General features: G+C 37.5%; 2 tRNA genes. Both read right to left on the reverse strand.

Annotated elements, in window-relative coordinates:
* Positions 1-156 precede the first annotated feature (156 nt).
* Positions 157-232 (reverse strand) — tRNA-Ala (locus ACJ2A9_RS23790).
* Positions 233-342: 110 nt separating this feature from the next.
* Positions 343-419, reverse strand: a tRNA-Ile gene (locus tag ACJ2A9_RS23795).
* Positions 420-501 lie beyond the last annotated feature (82 nt).

Raw genomic sequence — 501 nt, forward strand, 5'->3', positions numbered from 1 at the left:
GAAATGAATTCTTGACTTCTCAAGTTTACTCGAATTGTTCATTAGAACAATCCCGGTAAAACTTAATCTATTCATTGTTATCTAGTTTTCAAAGAACAAAATTCCGAAAAATAACCCACCTAAATTAGACTTCTAATATAGAAGTTTAGGTAGTATTGGTGGAGCCTAGCGGGATCGAACCGCTGACCTCCTGCGTGCAAGGCAGGCGCTCTCCCAGCTGAGCTAAGGCCCCAAATAAATTTAAAATTAAAAATGTAGAATTAAGAATTATTGAAAGGTTTGCTTTGAAGCTAAACTTAAAGCAATTTTACATTTTCAATTATACATTTTACATTGCATTTATGGTGGGCCTAAGTGGACTCGAACCACCGACCTCACGCTTATCAGGCGTGCGCTCTAACCAGCTGAGCTATAGGCCCCTAAATGAATAATTAAGAGAGAGTAGTTCTCTCAAAACTGAACAAAACAAAGCACAAGCGTCATTTACACCTAAGTGTAAAT

Origin of the sequence: Anaerobacillus sp. MEB173 (assembly GCF_052119505.1) — a bacterium.
GTDB lineage: Bacteria > Bacillota > Bacilli > Bacillales > JBJMAU01 > JBJMAU01.